Source organism: Streptomyces sp. NPDC052225 (genome assembly GCF_040679615.1).
In the GTDB taxonomy this organism is placed as follows: Bacteria; Actinomycetota; Actinomycetes; order Streptomycetales; family Streptomycetaceae; genus Streptomyces.
The window spans coordinates 39353-55874 of the sequence record NZ_JBFAVD010000001.1; the positions used below are offsets into that span (position 1 = coordinate 39353).

General features: G+C 74.8%; 12 protein-coding genes. 3 read left to right on the plus strand and 9 right to left on the minus strand.

What is annotated here, in order from left to right; all coding sequences use genetic code 11:
* Positions 1-37: 37 nt before the first annotated feature.
* Positions 38-1012 (plus strand): helix-turn-helix transcriptional regulator, encoded by a 975-nt coding sequence (locus tag AB0L37_RS00230; RefSeq protein WP_365497609.1) that lies wholly within the window; start codon positions 38-40, stop codon positions 1010-1012.
* On the opposite strand, the gene AB0L37_RS00235 is transcribed toward AB0L37_RS00230, so the two are convergent.
* The 9 genes from AB0L37_RS00235 to AB0L37_RS00275 all read right to left on the minus strand — a co-directional run bounded on the left by AB0L37_RS00235 (position 1007) and on the right by AB0L37_RS00275 (position 13082).
* Positions 1007-2437 carry a metallopeptidase TldD-related protein gene (locus tag AB0L37_RS00235; protein ID WP_365497612.1) on the minus strand — a complete coding sequence of 477 codons (1431 nt, stop codon included), beginning with the start codon at positions 2435-2437 and terminating at the stop codon, positions 1007-1009. The two genes, AB0L37_RS00230 and AB0L37_RS00235, sit on opposite strands and share 6 nt — an antisense overlap.
* Positions 2434-3948, minus strand: a complete 1515-nt coding sequence (locus AB0L37_RS00240) for a TldD/PmbA family protein (RefSeq protein ID WP_365497615.1) — start codon at positions 3946-3948, stop codon at positions 2434-2436. Before AB0L37_RS00240 ends, AB0L37_RS00235 begins: the two co-directional genes overlap by 4 nt.
* Positions 3948-5228 (minus strand): MFS transporter, encoded by a 1281-nt coding sequence (locus AB0L37_RS00245; protein WP_365497618.1) that lies wholly within the window; start codon positions 5226-5228, stop codon positions 3948-3950. Before AB0L37_RS00245 ends, AB0L37_RS00240 begins: the two co-directional genes overlap by 1 nt.
* Entirely contained in the window at positions 5222-6499 is a 1278-nt protein-coding gene (locus AB0L37_RS00250; protein ID WP_365497621.1) for an ATP-grasp domain-containing protein, read from the minus strand. The genes AB0L37_RS00245 and AB0L37_RS00250 overlap by 7 nt, the downstream gene beginning before the upstream one ends.
* Positions 6492-7607: a GNAT family N-acetyltransferase gene (locus AB0L37_RS00255; protein WP_365497624.1), complete on the minus strand. Its 1116-nt coding sequence runs from the start codon at positions 7605-7607 to the stop codon at positions 6492-6494. Before AB0L37_RS00255 ends, AB0L37_RS00250 begins: the two co-directional genes overlap by 8 nt.
* Before the next feature lie 93 nt (positions 7608-7700).
* Positions 7701-9077 carry a hypothetical protein gene (locus AB0L37_RS00260; protein WP_365497627.1) on the minus strand — a complete coding sequence of 459 codons (1377 nt, stop codon included), beginning with the start codon at positions 9075-9077 and terminating at the stop codon, positions 7701-7703.
* Positions 9074-10105 carry an SIS domain-containing protein gene (locus AB0L37_RS00265; RefSeq protein ID WP_365497629.1) on the minus strand — a complete coding sequence of 344 codons (1032 nt, stop codon included), beginning with the start codon at positions 10103-10105 and terminating at the stop codon, positions 9074-9076. The genes AB0L37_RS00260 and AB0L37_RS00265 overlap by 4 nt, the downstream gene beginning before the upstream one ends.
* Entirely contained in the window at positions 10092-12167 is a 2076-nt protein-coding gene (locus AB0L37_RS00270; RefSeq protein WP_365497632.1) for an FAD/NAD(P)-binding protein, read from the minus strand. Before AB0L37_RS00270 ends, AB0L37_RS00265 begins: the two co-directional genes overlap by 14 nt.
* 66 nt (positions 12168-12233) lie before the next feature.
* On the minus strand, positions 12234-13082 hold the full coding sequence (locus tag AB0L37_RS00275) for a GNAT family N-acetyltransferase (RefSeq protein WP_365497634.1): 849 nt from the start codon (positions 13080-13082) through the stop codon (positions 12234-12236).
* Positions 13083-13239: 157 nt separating this feature from the next.
* On the opposite strand from AB0L37_RS00275, the gene AB0L37_RS00280 reads away from it, so the two are divergent.
* Both AB0L37_RS00280 and AB0L37_RS00285 read left to right on the plus strand, forming a co-directional pair.
* The gene (locus AB0L37_RS00280) at positions 13240-15207 is read left to right on the plus strand and encodes a class I tRNA ligase family protein (RefSeq protein ID WP_365499143.1); all 1968 of its coding nucleotides are present in this window, start codon (positions 13240-13242) and stop codon (positions 15205-15207) included.
* A complete protein-coding gene (locus AB0L37_RS00285) occupies positions 15204-16490 on the plus strand; it encodes a SidA/IucD/PvdA family monooxygenase (RefSeq protein ID WP_365497637.1) in 1287 nt (428 codons plus the stop codon). The genes AB0L37_RS00280 and AB0L37_RS00285 overlap by 4 nt, the downstream gene beginning before the upstream one ends.
* Positions 16491-16522: the final 32 nt, after the last annotated feature.

Genomic DNA, 16522 nt, shown 5'->3' on the forward strand with positions numbered 1-16522 from the left:
TTACCCGGCATTGCTTGATGATCATCAGGGGGACTCGATGTTGGGGCTGGATGGTCTGGAGGAGTCGGTCTACCGGCAGATCCTCAGAACCTCGGGGCAACGCGTGCGTGAACTGACCGCCACGCTCGACGCCGAGGAGTCCGCGGTCCGCGAAGCCATCGGCCGCCTCGCCGACATGGCACTCATCCGCCGCTCGTGGGAGGACGCCGACCTCGTCCTGCCCATCAGCCCGGAGGTCGCGGTGGGGGCGCTCCTGGCCGGCCAGGAGGAACGGCTGCTGCGCGAGCGGCAGGAACTGGAGCGGCGGCGGGCCACCCTGGCCCAGCTGGTCTCCGAGTACGCGACGGTCGGCTTCGTGCCCGGGGACAACGGGGTGCAGCGCCTCAAGGGCATCGACGCGGTACGCACCAGGATCGAGGAGCTCGTCTGCCGCAGCACGGAGGAGATCGTCTCCTTCAACCCGGGGACGTACGAGGCCCAGGCCCTGGAGGCCGGCCGCTCCACCGACCGCTCCGCCCTGGAGCGCGGCGTCGTGCTGCGCGGCCTGTACCTGGACAGCGTCCGCAACCACCCGCCCATGCGGGAGCACGCGCGCTGGCTCACCGAGAGCGGCGCGGAGGTGCGGACCATCCCGGTGCTTCCGCTGCCCCTGCTCATCTTCGACCGGGAGACCGCGCTGCTGCCCGTGAACCCCGTCGACCGCGGCGCGGGCGCCCTGGTCGTCACCGGCAGCGGCATGCTCTGCGCCCTGCTCGCCCTCTTCGAGCGGTACTGGGAGGAAGCCACCCCGTTCGGCGAGGACCGCCAGGACGCCCTGGACGGCGAACTGTCCGCCGGGGACCGCGAGTTGCTCCGCCTGCTCGGCAAGGGGCTGACGGACGAGGCCGCGGGCCGGCAGCTGGGGGTGTCGCAGCGCACCGTCCGGCGCCGGATCTCCGACCTCACCGACCAGCTCGGGGCCGGCAGCCGTTTCCAGATGGGCGTCCTGGCGGGCCGGCGCGGCTGGCTATGAGGGGGCCCGTGCCGTGAACCGGAAGTCCGGGACGCGCAGCGGGGGCATGGCCGTGCGCGGGAAGAGCAGGCCGCACTCGCGGCCCGGCGCCCGCTCGGTACGGCCCGCCTCGACGGCCCTGGCCAGGAGCGAGACCGGCGACTCGGCGAAGCGGAAATCGTTCACGTAGGCGCTGACGCGGCCGTCCTCCACCAGGTGGACGCCGTCGCGGGTCAGCCCGGTGAGGGACAGCGTGCCGGCGTCGGTGGGACGGATGTACCACAGGCAGGTGATGAGCAGAGCGTGTCGCGTGGAGCGGATCATCTCGGCCAGCGAGCGGTCCGTGCCCCCGTCGAGGATCAGGTTGCCGACCGCCGGGCGGACCGGGACGCCGAGGCGGTCGGCGTCGGCGCGCGAGGCCGGCAGGGCGGTGAGCGTGCCGCCGCGCATCCAGTGGGTCGCCGACAGCGGCAGCCCGTTGTCCGCGGTGTCCGCACCCGACGGCACGGCTTCGCCGAACGCGTCGGACACGGCGCCCCGGGAGAGGACGAACGGGCAGCATTCCAGGCCGGGTTCACGCGGGTCGCCGCGCAGATTCAGCGGGAGGGCGGCGAGGGTGTCCCCGATCCGGGTGCCACCGCCCGGCCGCGCGAAGACACTGCGGCCGTCGGCGGCGTCCGCGGCCCCGGCGGCCCGGTGGACGGCGGTCATCAGATCGGCCACGGCCGCCGGGGCGAGGATCACCTCGTAGCGTCCGGGCGGCAGTTCGCGGTAGGGCAGCGGCCTGCGCAGCAGTCCGGTGGTGGCGGACCGCACCGCCGCGGCATCGATGTCGCGGAACGTGTCGGCGACCGCACCGGCCCAGGCCGTACGGGACTCGTCCGGGGCGCGGGCGCTGAGGTCCAGGGTGCTCGTCGGACGGTGGTGCCTCAGCCGTACACCGGCCGAGGTGCCGAGCCAGCTCGTGACGGTGCGGTGCTGCGCGAAGCCGTGCGACACGGCGCGGGGGTCTTCTTCCGCCGGCCGCACGAACTGCCGTACGCCTGCGGTGAGTTCGTCCTGAGCGGGAGCCGCCGCGGGCTGCGGCCCCTCGGTGTCGAAGCCGTCGCCTTCGGTGTCCGCCGGGCGGACCGGCTCAAGGCGCGCGGGCGTCCCCCCGGCGCGGTCGGCGAGCTCCCGCGACGCCCGCACCAGGTCGGCCAGAGCGCGTACGTCCGCCGCGTCGTCGACGGTCGCGGAGACCGCCGCGTCACCGCCCCGGCCACCGGACACCACCGTGACCCGCCGGGTGCGGCTCGCACCGGCCGCGGTCACGTCGTCGCCCGCCCAGCGCAGCCATGCCGCGTCGGTGTCGTCGACGATCACGGCGCAGTGCGGTGCCCGGGACAGGGCGAGCGCCCGCTCGACGATCTCCTGCGGCGTCCGCGCCGTGGCCTTCGCGCTCAACGTCGGTTCTCCTCGCGGGTGTTGAGGACGCCGACGCCGCGGAAGAGCGCCGACGGGCTGCCGTGCCCTGCGGGCGCGATCTGGACCGGCCGGCCCTTGCCGCAGTGGAACGCCCCGCACAGCAGGTACGTCCGCGGACCTCCGACCGCCTCCAGGGACCGCCAGAAGTCCGTCGTCGTCGACTGGTAGGCGGCGTCCCTGACCTGGCCGACGATCCGGCCCGCACGGATACGGTGGAACCGCTGTCCGGTGAACTGGAAGTTCTGCCGCCGGGTGTCGATGGACCAGGAGCCGTCGCCCACCACGTACAGGCCGTCGCGGACCCGGGAGACGAGCTCCTGCGTGTCCGGTCCCCCGGCGGCGGGGCGCAGGGAGACGTTGGGCATCCGCTGGAGCGGCTGCTGGTCGAAGCCGCCCCCGAAGGAGCAGCCGTTGGAGCGCGGGTAGCCGGCGCGGGCCGCCCCCGCGCGGTCCACCTGGAACCCGGTCAGGACGCCGTCGCGCACCAGGTCCCAGCGCTGCGCGGCGACCCCTTCGGCGTCGTAACCGATGGTGGCCAGGGCGTGCGGGGCCGTCCGGTCGGCGGTGACGTTCATGGCGGGCGAGCCGTAGCGCAGGGTGCCCAGCCGGTCGGGGGTGGCGAACGAGGTGCCCGCGAAGGACGCCTCGTGGCCCAGGGCCCGGTCCAGTTCGGTGGCGTGCCCGACGGTCTCGTGCAGCGTCAGCCACAGGTTCGTGGGGTCGATCACCAGGTCGTAGACGCCCGGCTCGACGGTCGGCGCGGCCGCCTTCTGCGCCAACAGCTCCGGAAGCCCGGCCAGTTCACCGTCCCAGTCCCAGCCGGTGCCGGTCAGGTACTCCCAGCCCCGGCCCGCCGACGGCGCCGTGGTGCGCAGGGTCACCGGGGCAGCGGTGCGCGGGTCGACGGTGCGGGCGGTGAACTCCGGCAGGACCCGGACCCGTTCCTGAAGGATGCGGTTGCCCGCCAGGTCCGCGAGGAACGTGCGCTCCCTGACCGCCTGGACGAAGGCGTCCGCGTGCCGGACCCCGGGGGCGGCGAGCAGCCGCGCGCTGTACTCCGCGAGCAGCGCCGTCCGGTCCCGCTCGGGCACGTCGAACGGGTCCGTCACGTACCCGGACAGCCACGTCCGCTCGCCGTGCACCGGCTCGGGCACGGTCTCGATCCGGCGGCGGGCGAGCGGCCTGGCGGCTTCGGCGACCCGCACCGCCTCATCAACCGCGGCGACGGCCGCGTCGACGCCGGAGGCGGTGCGGGCCGCGAAGCCGCGCACCCCGTCGCGCAGCACGCGTACGGAGAAGCCGGCCGTCACCGTGTCGGACGCCCCGGCGGGCCGGGCGTCGCGCAGCCGCCAGGAGGCGTCGCGCACCTGCTCGGCGCGGAACTCGGCGCTGTGGACGCCCAGTTCGGCGGCGCGTTGCAGAGCGGCGTCGGCGAGGCGGCCCTGTTCGGCGTGCGCCGGCCGCGGACCGGTCTCCGGGTGGACGGCCATCAGGTGGTCGCCGTGGGTTCCGGCCGCGCGGACCGCAGTTCCCCGGCGCCGTCACCGGGCGGGGTCCGCTCCGCCGCGGCGGCACGCAGCGCACCCGTCATGAGGACCGCCACGGCCAGGGCGCAGCCCGAGAGCAGCCACCACAGGAGGTCCGCGCCGCGGTCGAGGGTGCTGGTCACGAGCAGCGGCGTCAGCGCGTTGGCCAGGCCGATGAACAACTGGTTGAAGGCCAGGTACGCGCCGCGCCGCTCCTGCGGGGCCAGCGCCGTGAGCAGCGTCAGAAGGGCCTGCGAGGCCACCAGTTCACCGACGGTGTAGACCGCCATGGCGGCCACCAGGGCGACGGTGCGGGCGGTCGGCGCGAGATGTCCCGCGGCGGCGAGCGCCCCGGGCAGCGCGATGTGCAGCAGCGCCCCGGCCCCGACGAGGACCGCGGGCCGTACCCGCTCCACCCGGTGGGCGAGCGGCACCTGGAACACGGCGAGGAGCACGGTGTTCAGGGTGAACAGGACGCTCGCCGTCCACGCGGGCGCCCCGACCCCGCGCACCAGGTGCACCGGCAGGGCCGTCTCGATGCTCACCGCGATGATCCACAGCCCGGCGCCGGCGGCGACCACCCGGCAGAACGGGCCGCTGCGCCAGGGCCGGGCCCGCTCCCGCGCCGCCGCCCCGGCCACGGGCGCGGCGGGGCGGAGCGCCGGCAGGGTGGCGTAGAGCAGCGCGGCGACCGCGATGCACACGGCGTTGCCCGCTCCGACGCCGCGCAGCACCTCGGGCGACGCCGACGCGACGAAGCCCGCGGCGAGGGCGCCGACCCCGAACCCGGCGTTGAACAGGGCACGCGACAGGGCCATCCAGCGGCCGGCGGCGTCGCCCTCCTCCCGCTCCGCGAGGACCTTGGCGAGGGCCGGGGTGGCCGCCTGCTCGGTGCGCATGGTCAGCGCGACGAGCACGCTCAGGACCACGAAGGGCCCGAGCGAGTCCACCAGCAGATACCCGGCGAACGCGGCGGCCCGCACCGTCGTGCTGACGAGCAGCACCTGCCGGGGCCCGAAGCGGTCGATGAGCCGGCCCACGTACGGCAGCAGCGGCAGCGCGAGCAGCGCGGACACCGTGAGGGCGGCGCCGATCCCGGTCAGCGACGTGTCGAGGACGGACTGGAAGAACAGCAGCGAGAAGGGGTAATAGATGCCCATTCCCACGGAGTTGGCGAAGGTGGCCCCCGCGAAGGAGGGCACCGAGCGGCCCTTCGGCAGCGCCTCGCGCAGCGACCTCAGCACGGTGCGGCCGTGGTCGAGGGCGTCAGCATGAGCGCCGCGGTCTCCGCCCAGCGGGCCGCCTCGGCGGGCGTGTCGGAGCGGACCACGAGGTGGCCGAGGACGTCGGCGTTGCTGCGGGCCCGGCGCACCTCGGCGCCCGGGGCGGCGTACAGGTCGACGGCGAGCACCCCCGGCAGCCGGCGCACCAGATCCGCCCCGTCGAAGCCGCGCAGGACCCCGCTGTCGGGGGCCGTCAGATAGCGGGACGCGGCGGCCGCGGTGCGGGTGCGGGTCAGGTCGGGTTCCTGCCCGACGTGCAGCCGCACGGTCTCGCGCAGCAGGTCGAGTCCGGTGGCCTCCTGGACGATCCGGCCGATCTGGGCGCCGCCGAGACGGGCGTTGATCTCCACCAGGCGGGGCCCGTCCGCGGTGACCTTGATCTCCACGTGCGCGGCGCCGAAGTCGTGGCCGATCGCCTTGAGCGCGTCGAGCGCCGCCCCCGCCGCCATGTCCCGTACGGCATCCGGGAGTTGGGTGGGGAAGGTCTCGCCGGTCTCGACGAAGTAGGGGTGCGCGGTCAGGGCCTTGTCGGTCACCCCGACGACCTGGGGGCCCCGGCCGGTGGTGAGGATCTCGACGCTGAGCTCGTAGCCGGTCAGGTACTCCTCCACGAGGACACCGCCGGGCTTGGGCATGCCGCGCATGTCGACCGGGGACGCGGTCAGCTCGTCGAAGTGCGCGGCCACGTCGTCGGCGTCGCGGCACAGCCGGACACCGATGCTCGCGGCCTCGGTGAGCGGTTTGACGACACAGGGGAATCCGATGGAGCGCGCGGCGTCGACCGCGTCCGTGCGGGTCGTGGCGCGGTGGAACTCCGGTGCGGGGACGTCGTGTTCGGCGCACACCTCACGGGTGCGCAGCTTGTTGCGGGCGATGTGCGCGGCGCGCGGGTCGAGTCCGGGCAGACCGAGGTCGCGGGCGGTCTCGGCGACCACGGGTACGTAGTAGTCGATGACCGCGAGGACTCCGGCGAGCTCGCCGGAGTCGGCGTACGGGCGCAGCGCCCGGGTCACGGACGCGCTGTCGCGGGTGTCGGCGGGCACGATCGCGTGGACGGTCCGCTCGATGAGGTCGCGGGCCGCCTGCGAGGTCGCGTACCGCGAGAGGTCGTCGGTGACGAGGAGCGGCCGCAGCCCCGACTCGCGTGCCTTCAGGAGGGGTTGGAGACCGTAGTCGCCGCGCCCGGTCTCGACGATCGCGAGCACGGGCCCGCCGGTGGGGGTGTCAGCCATGGGTGGTCCTCGAAGGTCGTGCCAGGGGCAGCAGATAGGAGTACTGGGACTCGGCCGTGCAGCCGCGCGAGAGCTTGGCCTCCTCGCTGCCCAGGCCGTAGTGGATGGCCTCGACGCCGTGCCGGGCCGCCGCTTCCACGGGGAAGTAGTAGACGGTCTCGAAGTACAGCGGCAGCCGGTCCTGGTAGGCGTAGTCGAAGCCGCCCTGGCGCGCGTACCAGTGGTTCTCGAACCGCAGCAGGGTCGCGAAGCCGCGCACCTCCCCGTCCCCGACGGCCAGCGACACCTGGGCGTCGGTGCCGAACGCCGCGAGCATCTCGTGCAGGACCTGCTCGGTCTGCCCCGCCGTCCACTCGATGCCGTACTTCGCCATCAGCTGGGCCTCCAACTCGCCGAGGCGCGGCACGAGTTCCGCGCTCAGCGGCTCGATGCGCAGCTCGATGCCGGCTTCCCGGATGCGGCGCCGCTCGGTGAGGATGCGGCGCCGGCGGCGCGCGGACACCAGCGTCAGATAGTCCTCGAAGCCGCCCTCGCCGACGCGCAGCGAGCTGTAGCGGCCCGACTCGTGGCTCAGATAGCCGCGATCGGCCAGGACCTGGCGCAGCAGGGTGTCGCTCTCCTCCACGAAGGGGTACGCCACCGACGCCGCGCCCTGCTCGGCGGCCTGCCGCTCCGCCTCGGCGACCAGGGCCTCCACCTCGGCGCGCCCCGTGTCCGGCAGCCTCGGCACCCGGCTGCGGCCCATGTGCCGGCCGCCGCACACCAGGGTCGGCAGCAGGCTCTCGGACGGGCTCGCCGGCAGCCGCCCGAGGATCTCCTCGGCGCCTTCGCGGCCGTCCTTGGCGCTGAACTCCAGGAGGGTGTCCGGGCGTCCGAGCACCCAGGGGGCGTCGGCGCCGGCCAGCGCGGTGGCGAGCGCGGCGACGGACCGGCCGCCCTCCTCGTCGAGCATCAGGTAGCGCATCGGGCAGCCCGCGGTGCGCTCGGCGACCGCGAGCCACCGCTCGCCGAGGTAGAGGTCCTCGGGCCGCAGCAGCGCCGCCCATCGGGGGTGGGGGAGGTCCGTCGCCCGCGAGAACGTGCGCACGGTGGTCCGCTCAGTGCTCATGCCGGTGATCCTTCCGAGCGGGGCGGGAGGCGTACAGACCCGGCCGTTGACCGGATGGGGCCACGGCCGGGCCAGGCCATCGCGCGCCGGCGGTCAGGCGTACGTGAAGACGCATCCCGTACGCACCTGGGGGTTGGCCCCGTAGTTGATGACGGCGCTGTGGGCGACGGGGGCCGCGCGCACGTCGGTGCCCGCGTAGCCGTCCGGGGTGAAGAACATGCCCCACACCGCGTGCCAGTCCTCGGCCCTGCCGCTGTCGGGGCAGACCACGGGTTCGGCGGCGGGCACGACCCGGTGCTGCACCACGTAGTGCCGTTCCGGGCTCTCCTCCAGGACGGTCCGCCACTCCCGGTCGTCGAGCCGCCAGCCCGCCACGATGCCCTTGCCGCCGAAGTCCCGCAGCGGCTTGAGAATGAGGTCGGCGCGGTGCTCCCGGCAGTACGCCACGGACCCGGGCGTCAGCAGGAACGTCGAGGGCAGCACACGGTCGACGACGGCCGCCTCGGCCGCGGTGAGGGTGGGACGCAGGGCCGGGTCGGACAGCAGGGCGAGGGTGCCCTTGTTGGAGAAGAGGGAGCCGTTGATGGGGGACCACAGCAGCAGCCGCTCCTCCTCGTGGGCGCGGAAGAGGAGGTCCGCGCGGTCCCGGCTGCGCCGGTCCCAGCACACGTCGTCGACGTTGAAGAAGCGCAGCGCCACGTCGACGGGGGCGCCGTGCAGCAGGACGCGGCCGTCGCGCTCCTCGACGTCGTCGAGTTCGCCGAGTGCGAAGGGCAGGCCGAGGCGCGCCATCATCTCGGTGAAGCCGCGCAGCAGATGCCCGTACGCGGCCAGGCCGCCCCGCCCGCAGATCACGGCGTGCCGCGGGGCGTCGCCGTCGGGGCCGCCGAGCCCGGCGGGGCGTGCCGCGGCGAGCGCCGCGCGCAGCCGCTCCCCGGTGTGGACGTGACCGAGCCCGTTCTCCCGCGCGAAGGCCCGGAAGGCCGGCACGTCCTCCAGGGCCCGCTGCATCTCGCCGCGGTCGGCCCCGCCGAGATTGCTGGCCATGTTGATCTCCAGGAGCCGGAACCCCGTGCCGTCGTGGTAGACGTCGGCACGCCCGTACCGCACCAGGGAGCCGACGGCGAACCGGCGCAGCACGGCGGCCCGTTCGGGCTCGATGCCGAGGTGATCGCAGTAGCGGGCCAGGTCGCCGCCGAAGAGGCGCCGCGGTACCGACTCCAGGAGCGTGACGAAGGCGTCGAGGTCGGCGGCGAAGGCGCGCACCTCCGACTCCGGTGCGAACAGCGGCCGTTGCAGCATGCGCTCGCCCCAGCAGTGGGCGAACACCGGCGGGTACGCGGCGTCGCGCACCGCCGTGCGCAGGGCGCTGCCGGGGGTCAGGCACTCCCGTACGAAGCGTTCGGTGACCTCGTCCCGCCGCCGGGTGTCGACGGGCGGGGTGGCGGGCCGGGGTGTCGTCGTGGTCACAGCCGCACGGCCTTCGCGGCCGTGGCCCACGGTTCGGCCTCCAGGTGCGTCAGGTCGGGACTCGCGCCGAGTTCACCGGCCGCGGCGGCGACCAGCCGCAGGAAGGGCAGCACGGTGACGAACGGCCGCGCCAGCTCGGGTACGGGGGCGAACGGCAGGTCGGTGCCGGGGTCGCTCCCGCTGATCAGGACCGGCGCGCCCAGGGCGCCGAGGTAGCCGGCGAGGTCGTCGGTGCGGCCGCCGTCGGAGGCCGTGGGCCGGATCAGGCAGCCGACGGTCGAGGACGAGAACACGGCCGGGGTGCCGTGCAGCGCGAACTCGGTGTGCAGCCCCTCCGTCCAGCGGTACGTGCCCTCCTTGATCTTCAGCGCCGCCTCGTCGGCGGTGATCGCGTCGAGGCCGCCGCCCGCCACGAGGACCGGGTGGGGCGCCGAGTGCACCAGGGCGTCCACGGCACGCGGCGCGACGTCCAGGTCGAGGGTGCGGCGCATCGCGTCGGGCGCGGCACGCAGCGCCGCCGTCAGCTCCCCGGACCGCTCGGGCCCGACGAACGCGGCGGCGAGCCGGCCGAGCACGGCCAGGGAGGCGAGGTAGGAGACGCTGTGGGTGCTGGCGCGCTCCTGCTCGCAGGTGCGCAGCACGGTCGTGGCCTCGGGCAGCGCGCTGCCGCGGCCGGTGACGCACACGGTGGTCGCGCCGGCCTCCCGCGCGGCGCGCAGCACCTCGTTGGGGTAGCGCTTGGTGCCGCGGTGGCTGACGACCACGACCTGGTCGCGGGAGGTGAGGGACTCGGTCAGCGCGAGGTCGTGGGCGTCGAGGGCGGCGGGGCGCAGCCGTCCGCCGCTCAGCCGGCGGATCCAGGTGGCCGCGACACGGCAGGCGTGCAGCGAGGTGCCGATGCCGGTCAGGACCAGGGGCCTGTCGGGGTCGAGGGCGGGGATGTCCCCCGCGGCCGGGCCGTTCCCGACGAGCTCCTCGACGGCGGACGGCGCCTGGGCGACGTGCCGGCTGAATTCAGTGCTGCTCAACGTGGTCTCTCCCCTGGAAGGTCACCGGTACCCGGGCTGCCGGGCGATGCGTCTGCGATCCTGCGCGGCCAGGCGGCACCGCGTCCACGGCGGGCGCTGGCCGGAGTCGGCCGTGGCCGCGGCGGGCCGCGGCGTCGGCGAGGGCCCCGGCCACGGCGTCGGCCTCCCGGGTGAAGTCCGTCCAGGCGCCGGGGCGTCCGCTGCCGACCTGGGTGAACCAGCGGACGTTCTCCAGCGGGACGCCGGTGACGCACACGTCGTCGACGATCCGGCCGCGCGCGTCCAGCGGCCGGTACGGCGCGTCGGTCGCGGCGAGGCCGCCGGTGTCGAACACCTCCCCGTCCCAGGTGTTGCGGTAGCTGGTGACCGTGCCCTGCCCGAGGAGGTCCTGGACGAGCAGGGAGGAGTCACGGCGCACGTCCGGCACCGGGATCCGGGCGTCGATCAGCGCGTCGAGGAGCACCGGCGGCCCGGCGACCAGCGGTGAGGACGCCGTGAACCGGCCGGTCTCCTCGTCGGCCGCGAAGCGGGCCTCGGGCCCCACGATCACCAGGACGCCCGCCCGGATCAGCGCGAGCACCTGCCGCACCCTGAACACCGGTGGTCCACTGGAGAGTTGGGCGCACAGCGGGGCGAAATCGCCGAGGAAGTCCCGGCGGTGGGAGTCCGGGGTGAGCCCGCAGCGGTCGACGGCGGCCCTGAGCACGTGCCGCAGCACCCTCAGCATCTCCACGGCGGCCTTGTGCGGGTCGGCGACGTTGCCGCGTACGGCGCGTTCCAGGTCGGTGCGGAGGTGCTCGGTCAGCGCCTGCTGAAAGGAGTCCCGGTCGGGGAAGCGGACCGCGCGGAAGGGGCGGGCCCAGGCGGCCAGGTCCACGGGGACGGCGTCCGTCAGACCGTGGGCGACGGCCACCTCCGTCACGACACGGTCCGGGGCGCTGTCGGCGCCGGGCGCCGCCCGTTCCTCGTGCAGGGCCGCCCGGACGGCGGCCTCGGTGTAGGCCCACGCCGCTCCGGCGCCCCGCAGCCGGCGCAGCGCCGTCGCGTGGTGCACCAGGCCCATCTCCGCGCGCAGCCACGGCAGCACCTGCCGCGCGAAGTCGATCCTGCCGCCCGCGGCCCGCAGCGCGGTGATCCGTTCCAGGGTGAAGAGGCGGGGCGTGTACGCGTACTCGGGCGGCTTCTGGTTCACGCCGCGGGCCGGGATCGGCACACCGCTGCGCGAACCGGCCACGAGGAGCGGTTCGTCGCCGCCGGGCACGTAGCGCAGCCCGTCCCCGTCGGGTTCGAAGCGCCCGCCGCGTCCCTCGGTGAGCAGGCTGACGATGTCGTAGAAGGCCATGCCCAGGCCGATGACACCGACGGCCGCCCCGGCGGGCACGGTGTCGAGCGGCAGGTCGGCGGCGCTGTCCCCGGCGATGTGCACGAGGCCCTTCTCCCGTGCGAACGCGGCGAGTTCACGCTCCGACCGCTGCGGGCGCGGCCTGCTGTGGCCGGTGGCCAGGAGCACCTGGTCGGCGGCGAGGAAGCGGCCGCCCGCCAGTGCCAGCGTCCAGCCGCCGCCCGCCCGCCGGCGCATCCGTTCGACGCGGTCGCGGACCGGGTGCAGGGCGGTGCCGGGCGGCATGCCGCGCCGCACGGCGTCGAGGACGAACTCCAGGTAGCGCCCGTACCGGGCCCGTCCCGCGTATGCGTGCGGGCCGCTCCCCGTACCGGGTTCGGCGGCGGCCCACCACTGGGCCAGGGACGGTCCCGCGCCCGGCCGGGGCGGCGCCGCCGGGTCGCCGGCGTCGGGCGGCCCGGAGAACATGGTCACGTCGGCGGCCGGGGTGTTCATCAGGAGCAGGGGCGACTGGTCCGTGCGCCAGATGCGGCCGGAGCCGGGGGTGTGGTCGTCGATGGCGTAGACCGCGACGGGCCGGGGCAGCGGCCGGCCGGCCAGGCGGCAGGCCAGCCGCTCAAGGGCGGCGAGACCACGCGGTCCCGTCCCGACGACGGCGATGACGTACGGACTGCGCGCATCGGCCGAACGGGCGGGCGCCGTGGGTGTGGTGGGGCTCATGGGTGGTGGGTCCTCGGGTGGAAGGGGCGGCATGACGGCGGCGGAGCCCGGGTCCGGCACGGGCTCTCAGCCGAGCGACTGCATGAACGGGGCGTAGGGGAGGGCGCGTCGGCCGGCCGGCAGGGGGCGGCCGCGCACCATGAACGTGCAGCGGCCCGTCTCGCGCAGCCCGTGCCGGACCGCCCAGGCGCGCACCGTGGCGTCCTCGCCGACCGGGCACTCCAGGCGGACCGGCCGCCCGGCGTGCCGGGCCGTCTCGTCGACCAGGGCGCACAGGGTGGCGGGGTCCGGTGCGACGACCGGGCCGACGGCCGTGCGCCCCGCGTTGTCCCAGGCCGCCGCGTAGCCGGTGACACGGCCGTCGGGCTCCCGCAGCACCCGGACCTCCTGGGCGAACTTCGGCAGCCTCCGCAGCAGCCGGCCGCGGTCCAGGCCCAGCGCCGCGGCGTCCGGGCCGTACAGCAGACGGGCGTCCGCGGGGGCGAGCAGCTCGGTGCGCGGCGGAGCGCCCGCGGGGCCGGACGGCTCGAACACGCCGAGGTGCGTGGCGACTTCATGGGTGGCCGCGAAGCCGAGCTTCTCGTAGAGCGGGCGTCCCGCGTCGGTGGCGTAGAGGAAGACGGACTCCACCTCCCGCGCGGCGTCGAGGAGATGCTCCATCAGCGCCCTGCCGATGCCGCGCCCGCCGTGGTCCGCGCGCACCAGCATCAGACCGACGACCCCGGCCCGGGTCCCGAACCGGGTCAGGACGACCGCACCGACCAGAGCGCCGCCGGGTGCGACCCACCCGTACCCCTCGCCGACCTCCAGGAGCAGCCGCCACCGGGCCTCCTCCGCGGGCCAGCCGCGGTCGGTGGCAAGGGCCAGACAGGCCGGCACGTCCGACGGGCCGAGGCGCCGTATCCCGCTACTCATCTCGTTCCTCCGCTCGGTGTCTGCGACGCCGTCGACCCTGCCAGCCGGGGCCCCCGCCGCACCCCTGCGGCGGATGGCCACGACGGGTCACGGCAGCAATGGGACGCCGCTTCCCCTTGGCGGACACGGGAGTTGAGCGGACATGCTCGGTGGCGTGATGACGCGAACGTTCGACCGCGACCAGATGACTTGGTCCTACGAGATGCACCTTCAGTCGCTGCTGAGCGCGCAGGACATCCCCGGGCTGCCCTTCGGCTCCGTCTTCGGGAGTGTCCCGGCGGGAACCACGTCGAAGAGGCACGCCCACCAGGACGGCGAGATCTTCTTCGTCCTCGACGGCGAGGCGGTGGTGGTGCTCGGCGACGAGGAACGCACCCTGCGCAAGGGGGAGTCCGTCTACCTCACGCCGTTCTCCTTCCACGAGATCCGCAACGAGTCGGCCGAGCCCTTCGACCTGATCTCGGTCTACTGGGACGACGCGGCGGCCGCCGCCCGCGCCCTGTCCGAGCTGCCCGCGCGGAGCCAACTCCCCCAGAACGTCCGGGTGTTCTGCCCGCCGCCCACCCCCAACGGCGGCCTCCACCTGGGCCATCTGGCCGGCCCCTACGTCCGCGCCGACCTGTTCACCCGCGCCCTGCGCTCCATGGGACGCTCCGCCCGGTACGTCACCGGCACCGACGACCACCAGTCCTACGTGGCCACGGCCGGACGCCTGACGGACCGCTGCCCGGCGAGCGTGGCCAAGGAGGCGGGCGACGGCATCGTGCGCACGCTGCACAGCGCCGGCGTGCACACCGACCGGCTCACCCGGCCGCTCGCCGACCCGGACCACGTCCCCACCATGGCCGCCTGGTTCGAGCGGCTGCTCGCCTCGCCCGCCGTGACGCGCCGCACCGAGCGGACCGCGTACTGCGCCGGCTGCGACCTGTCGCTGTTCCAGGCGTTCGCGCGGGGCACGTGCGCCGGGTGCGCGGCCGACAGCGACGGCGAGATCTGCGAGGCGTGCGCCCACCCCAACCAGGCCCGCGACCTCCAGGACGTCCGCTGCCGCGTCTGCCACTCCCCCGCCACCACCCGCGAGGAGACCGCGCTCTGGCTCGACCTGGCCCAGTTCGCCGAGGAGCTGCGCGCACGCCTGAAGAAGACCCAGCTCTCCGCCGACCTGCGGGCCGTGGTCGAACGGCTCCTCGACGCGCCGGGCGGGCTCGCGCCGTACCGTCTGACGCGCACCGGCACATGGGGCAGCGCCGTCGGCGAGGACCCCGCCCAGCGCCTCGACCCCTGGGTCGACCTGGCGTTCACCTTCCTGGAGGCGTCCCGCGCCGAGACCGAGCAGCACGGCCCCGCCGACAACGCGCTCTTCCTCGGCCTCGACAACGGCTACTACTACGCGGTCCTGCTGCCCGCTCTGGCCCTGGCGGCCGACGCCGGGGAGCACCTGCCGACGATGTACGTCACCAACCGGTTCCTCCAGCTGAGCGGGCGCAAGTTCTCCACCAGCCGCGGCCACGCCGTCTGGGCCGACGAGGCCCTGGCGCGCGGCGAGCGCGACGCGGTCCGGGCGAGCCTGCTGCGCGCGGCACCCGAGGGCCGGGAGACCGACATGTCCTGGGAGGTGGCCTCGGGCAGCGGCGACGACCCGCTGTACGGCGCGGCCCGCGACTGGCTGTCCGGCTTCGCGCGGCTGCGTGAGCGGCACGGGGACACCGTCCCCGGCACCGGAGCCTGGACGGTCGCGCAGCGCGAGTTCTACCGCCAACTCGGTTCGGTCACCGAGCAGTTGGACGGGCTGCTGCTGCCCGACGCCTTCTCGGCCCGCGGTTACGTACGGCTCCTGGACACGTTCGTCGAGCGCGCCGAGGAGTTCCGGGCGACCCAGGAGCCGCTGCGCGCCGTCGCCTCGCAGAGCGAGGAGACGCGCACCAGCCTGGCCCTGGAGTACCTCGCCGCGAAGGTGTTCGCCGCCCTGGCCTGGCCGGTCCTGCCCGACCTCGCGACGTCCCTGCACGCGTGGCTCGGCCTGTCCGGGGAGCCCGTGCGCGAGTCCGTCTGGACCTTCCTGCCCTCGGGCACCGCCCCCGCCACCGCCTCTCCCCTGCACCCGAAGTCGGAGAAGAACGCATGACCCACTGCCACGACGTCATCGGCATCGGTTTCGGACCGGCCAACCTGTCCCTCGCCATCGCGCTGGAGGAGGAGGACGCCGGACTCGACATGCTGTTCCTGGAGTCCGCCGCGGCCGGCACCCCCTGGCAGAGCGGAATGATGCTGCCGGGCTCCGACATCCAGAACCACCCGGTGCGGGACCTGGTGTCCCTGCGCAATCCGCGCAGCCGCTACAGCTTCATCAACTACCTGTTCGAGAACGGCCGGCTGCTCGACCATCTCAACCTCCCGGCGGAGTTCCCGCTGCGCAAGGAGTACGCCCAGTACATCGCGTGGGCCGCCGGGCACTTCGCCCGGTACGTGGAGTACGGGACCCATGTCACCGAGGTCGGCGTCGAGCACGGCGCGGGGGGTGCGGACGGGCCCGTGTACCGGGTGACGGACTCCACCGGGCGTGATCGCTACGCGCGCGCCCTCGTGGTCGGCACGGGCCGCCCGCCCCACGTCCCGTCCCCCTTCGACACCGTCATGGACGACCCCCGGGTCTGCCATCTCACCCGCTACCTGCCCACCCTCGCGGCCCTGCCCGAGCCGCCGCGCGACGTCGCCGTCATCGGCGCCAGCCAGAGCGCGGTGGAGCTGACGCTCGATCTCGAACGGCGCTTCCCCGAGGCGCGGATCAGCATCTACGCACGCGGGCACTCGCTGCGCGAGAAGGACACCAGTCCGTTCAGCGAGGAGGGCTACTTCCCCGGCTTCACGGACTACTACTACCGGGCGAGCCGGGAGGGCAAGCGGGCCCTGGACGCCTACATGCGGCCCACGAACTACTCGGCCGCCGACGGGGACGTCCTGCGCGAGCTGTACCTGCTCATGTACGAGCACCGGCTCGACGGCGAGGAGCGCATCCGCGTCCTGGGCAACCAGCACATCACCGGGGCGGCCCCCGGCCCCGACGGCATCGGCATCACGGCGACGGAGACCATCACCGGCGAGCACGACACCCGGCGGGCCGACCTGGTGGTCCTCGCCACCGGGTTCCGCGACCTCGGCCCCGGACCCGGCCAGGAACGCTTCCCGCGCGTCGTGAGCGGCATCGCCGACCGCTTCGCGTACGACCCCGACGGCTATCCGAGCGTCTCCGCCGAGTACCTGGCGGAGCCGGCGCTCGCCGGAACGCCGCCGCTGTTCCTGAACGGCCTGTGCGAGTCCTCGCACGGCATCGGCGACGCGGGCTCGTTCAGCCTGCTCTCGCTGCGCGCCCGGACCATCGGTGACGGTCTGCGCAAGCTGGCCCACTGACCGCCGCCCGCCGCCCGCCCGCCCGAGACAGG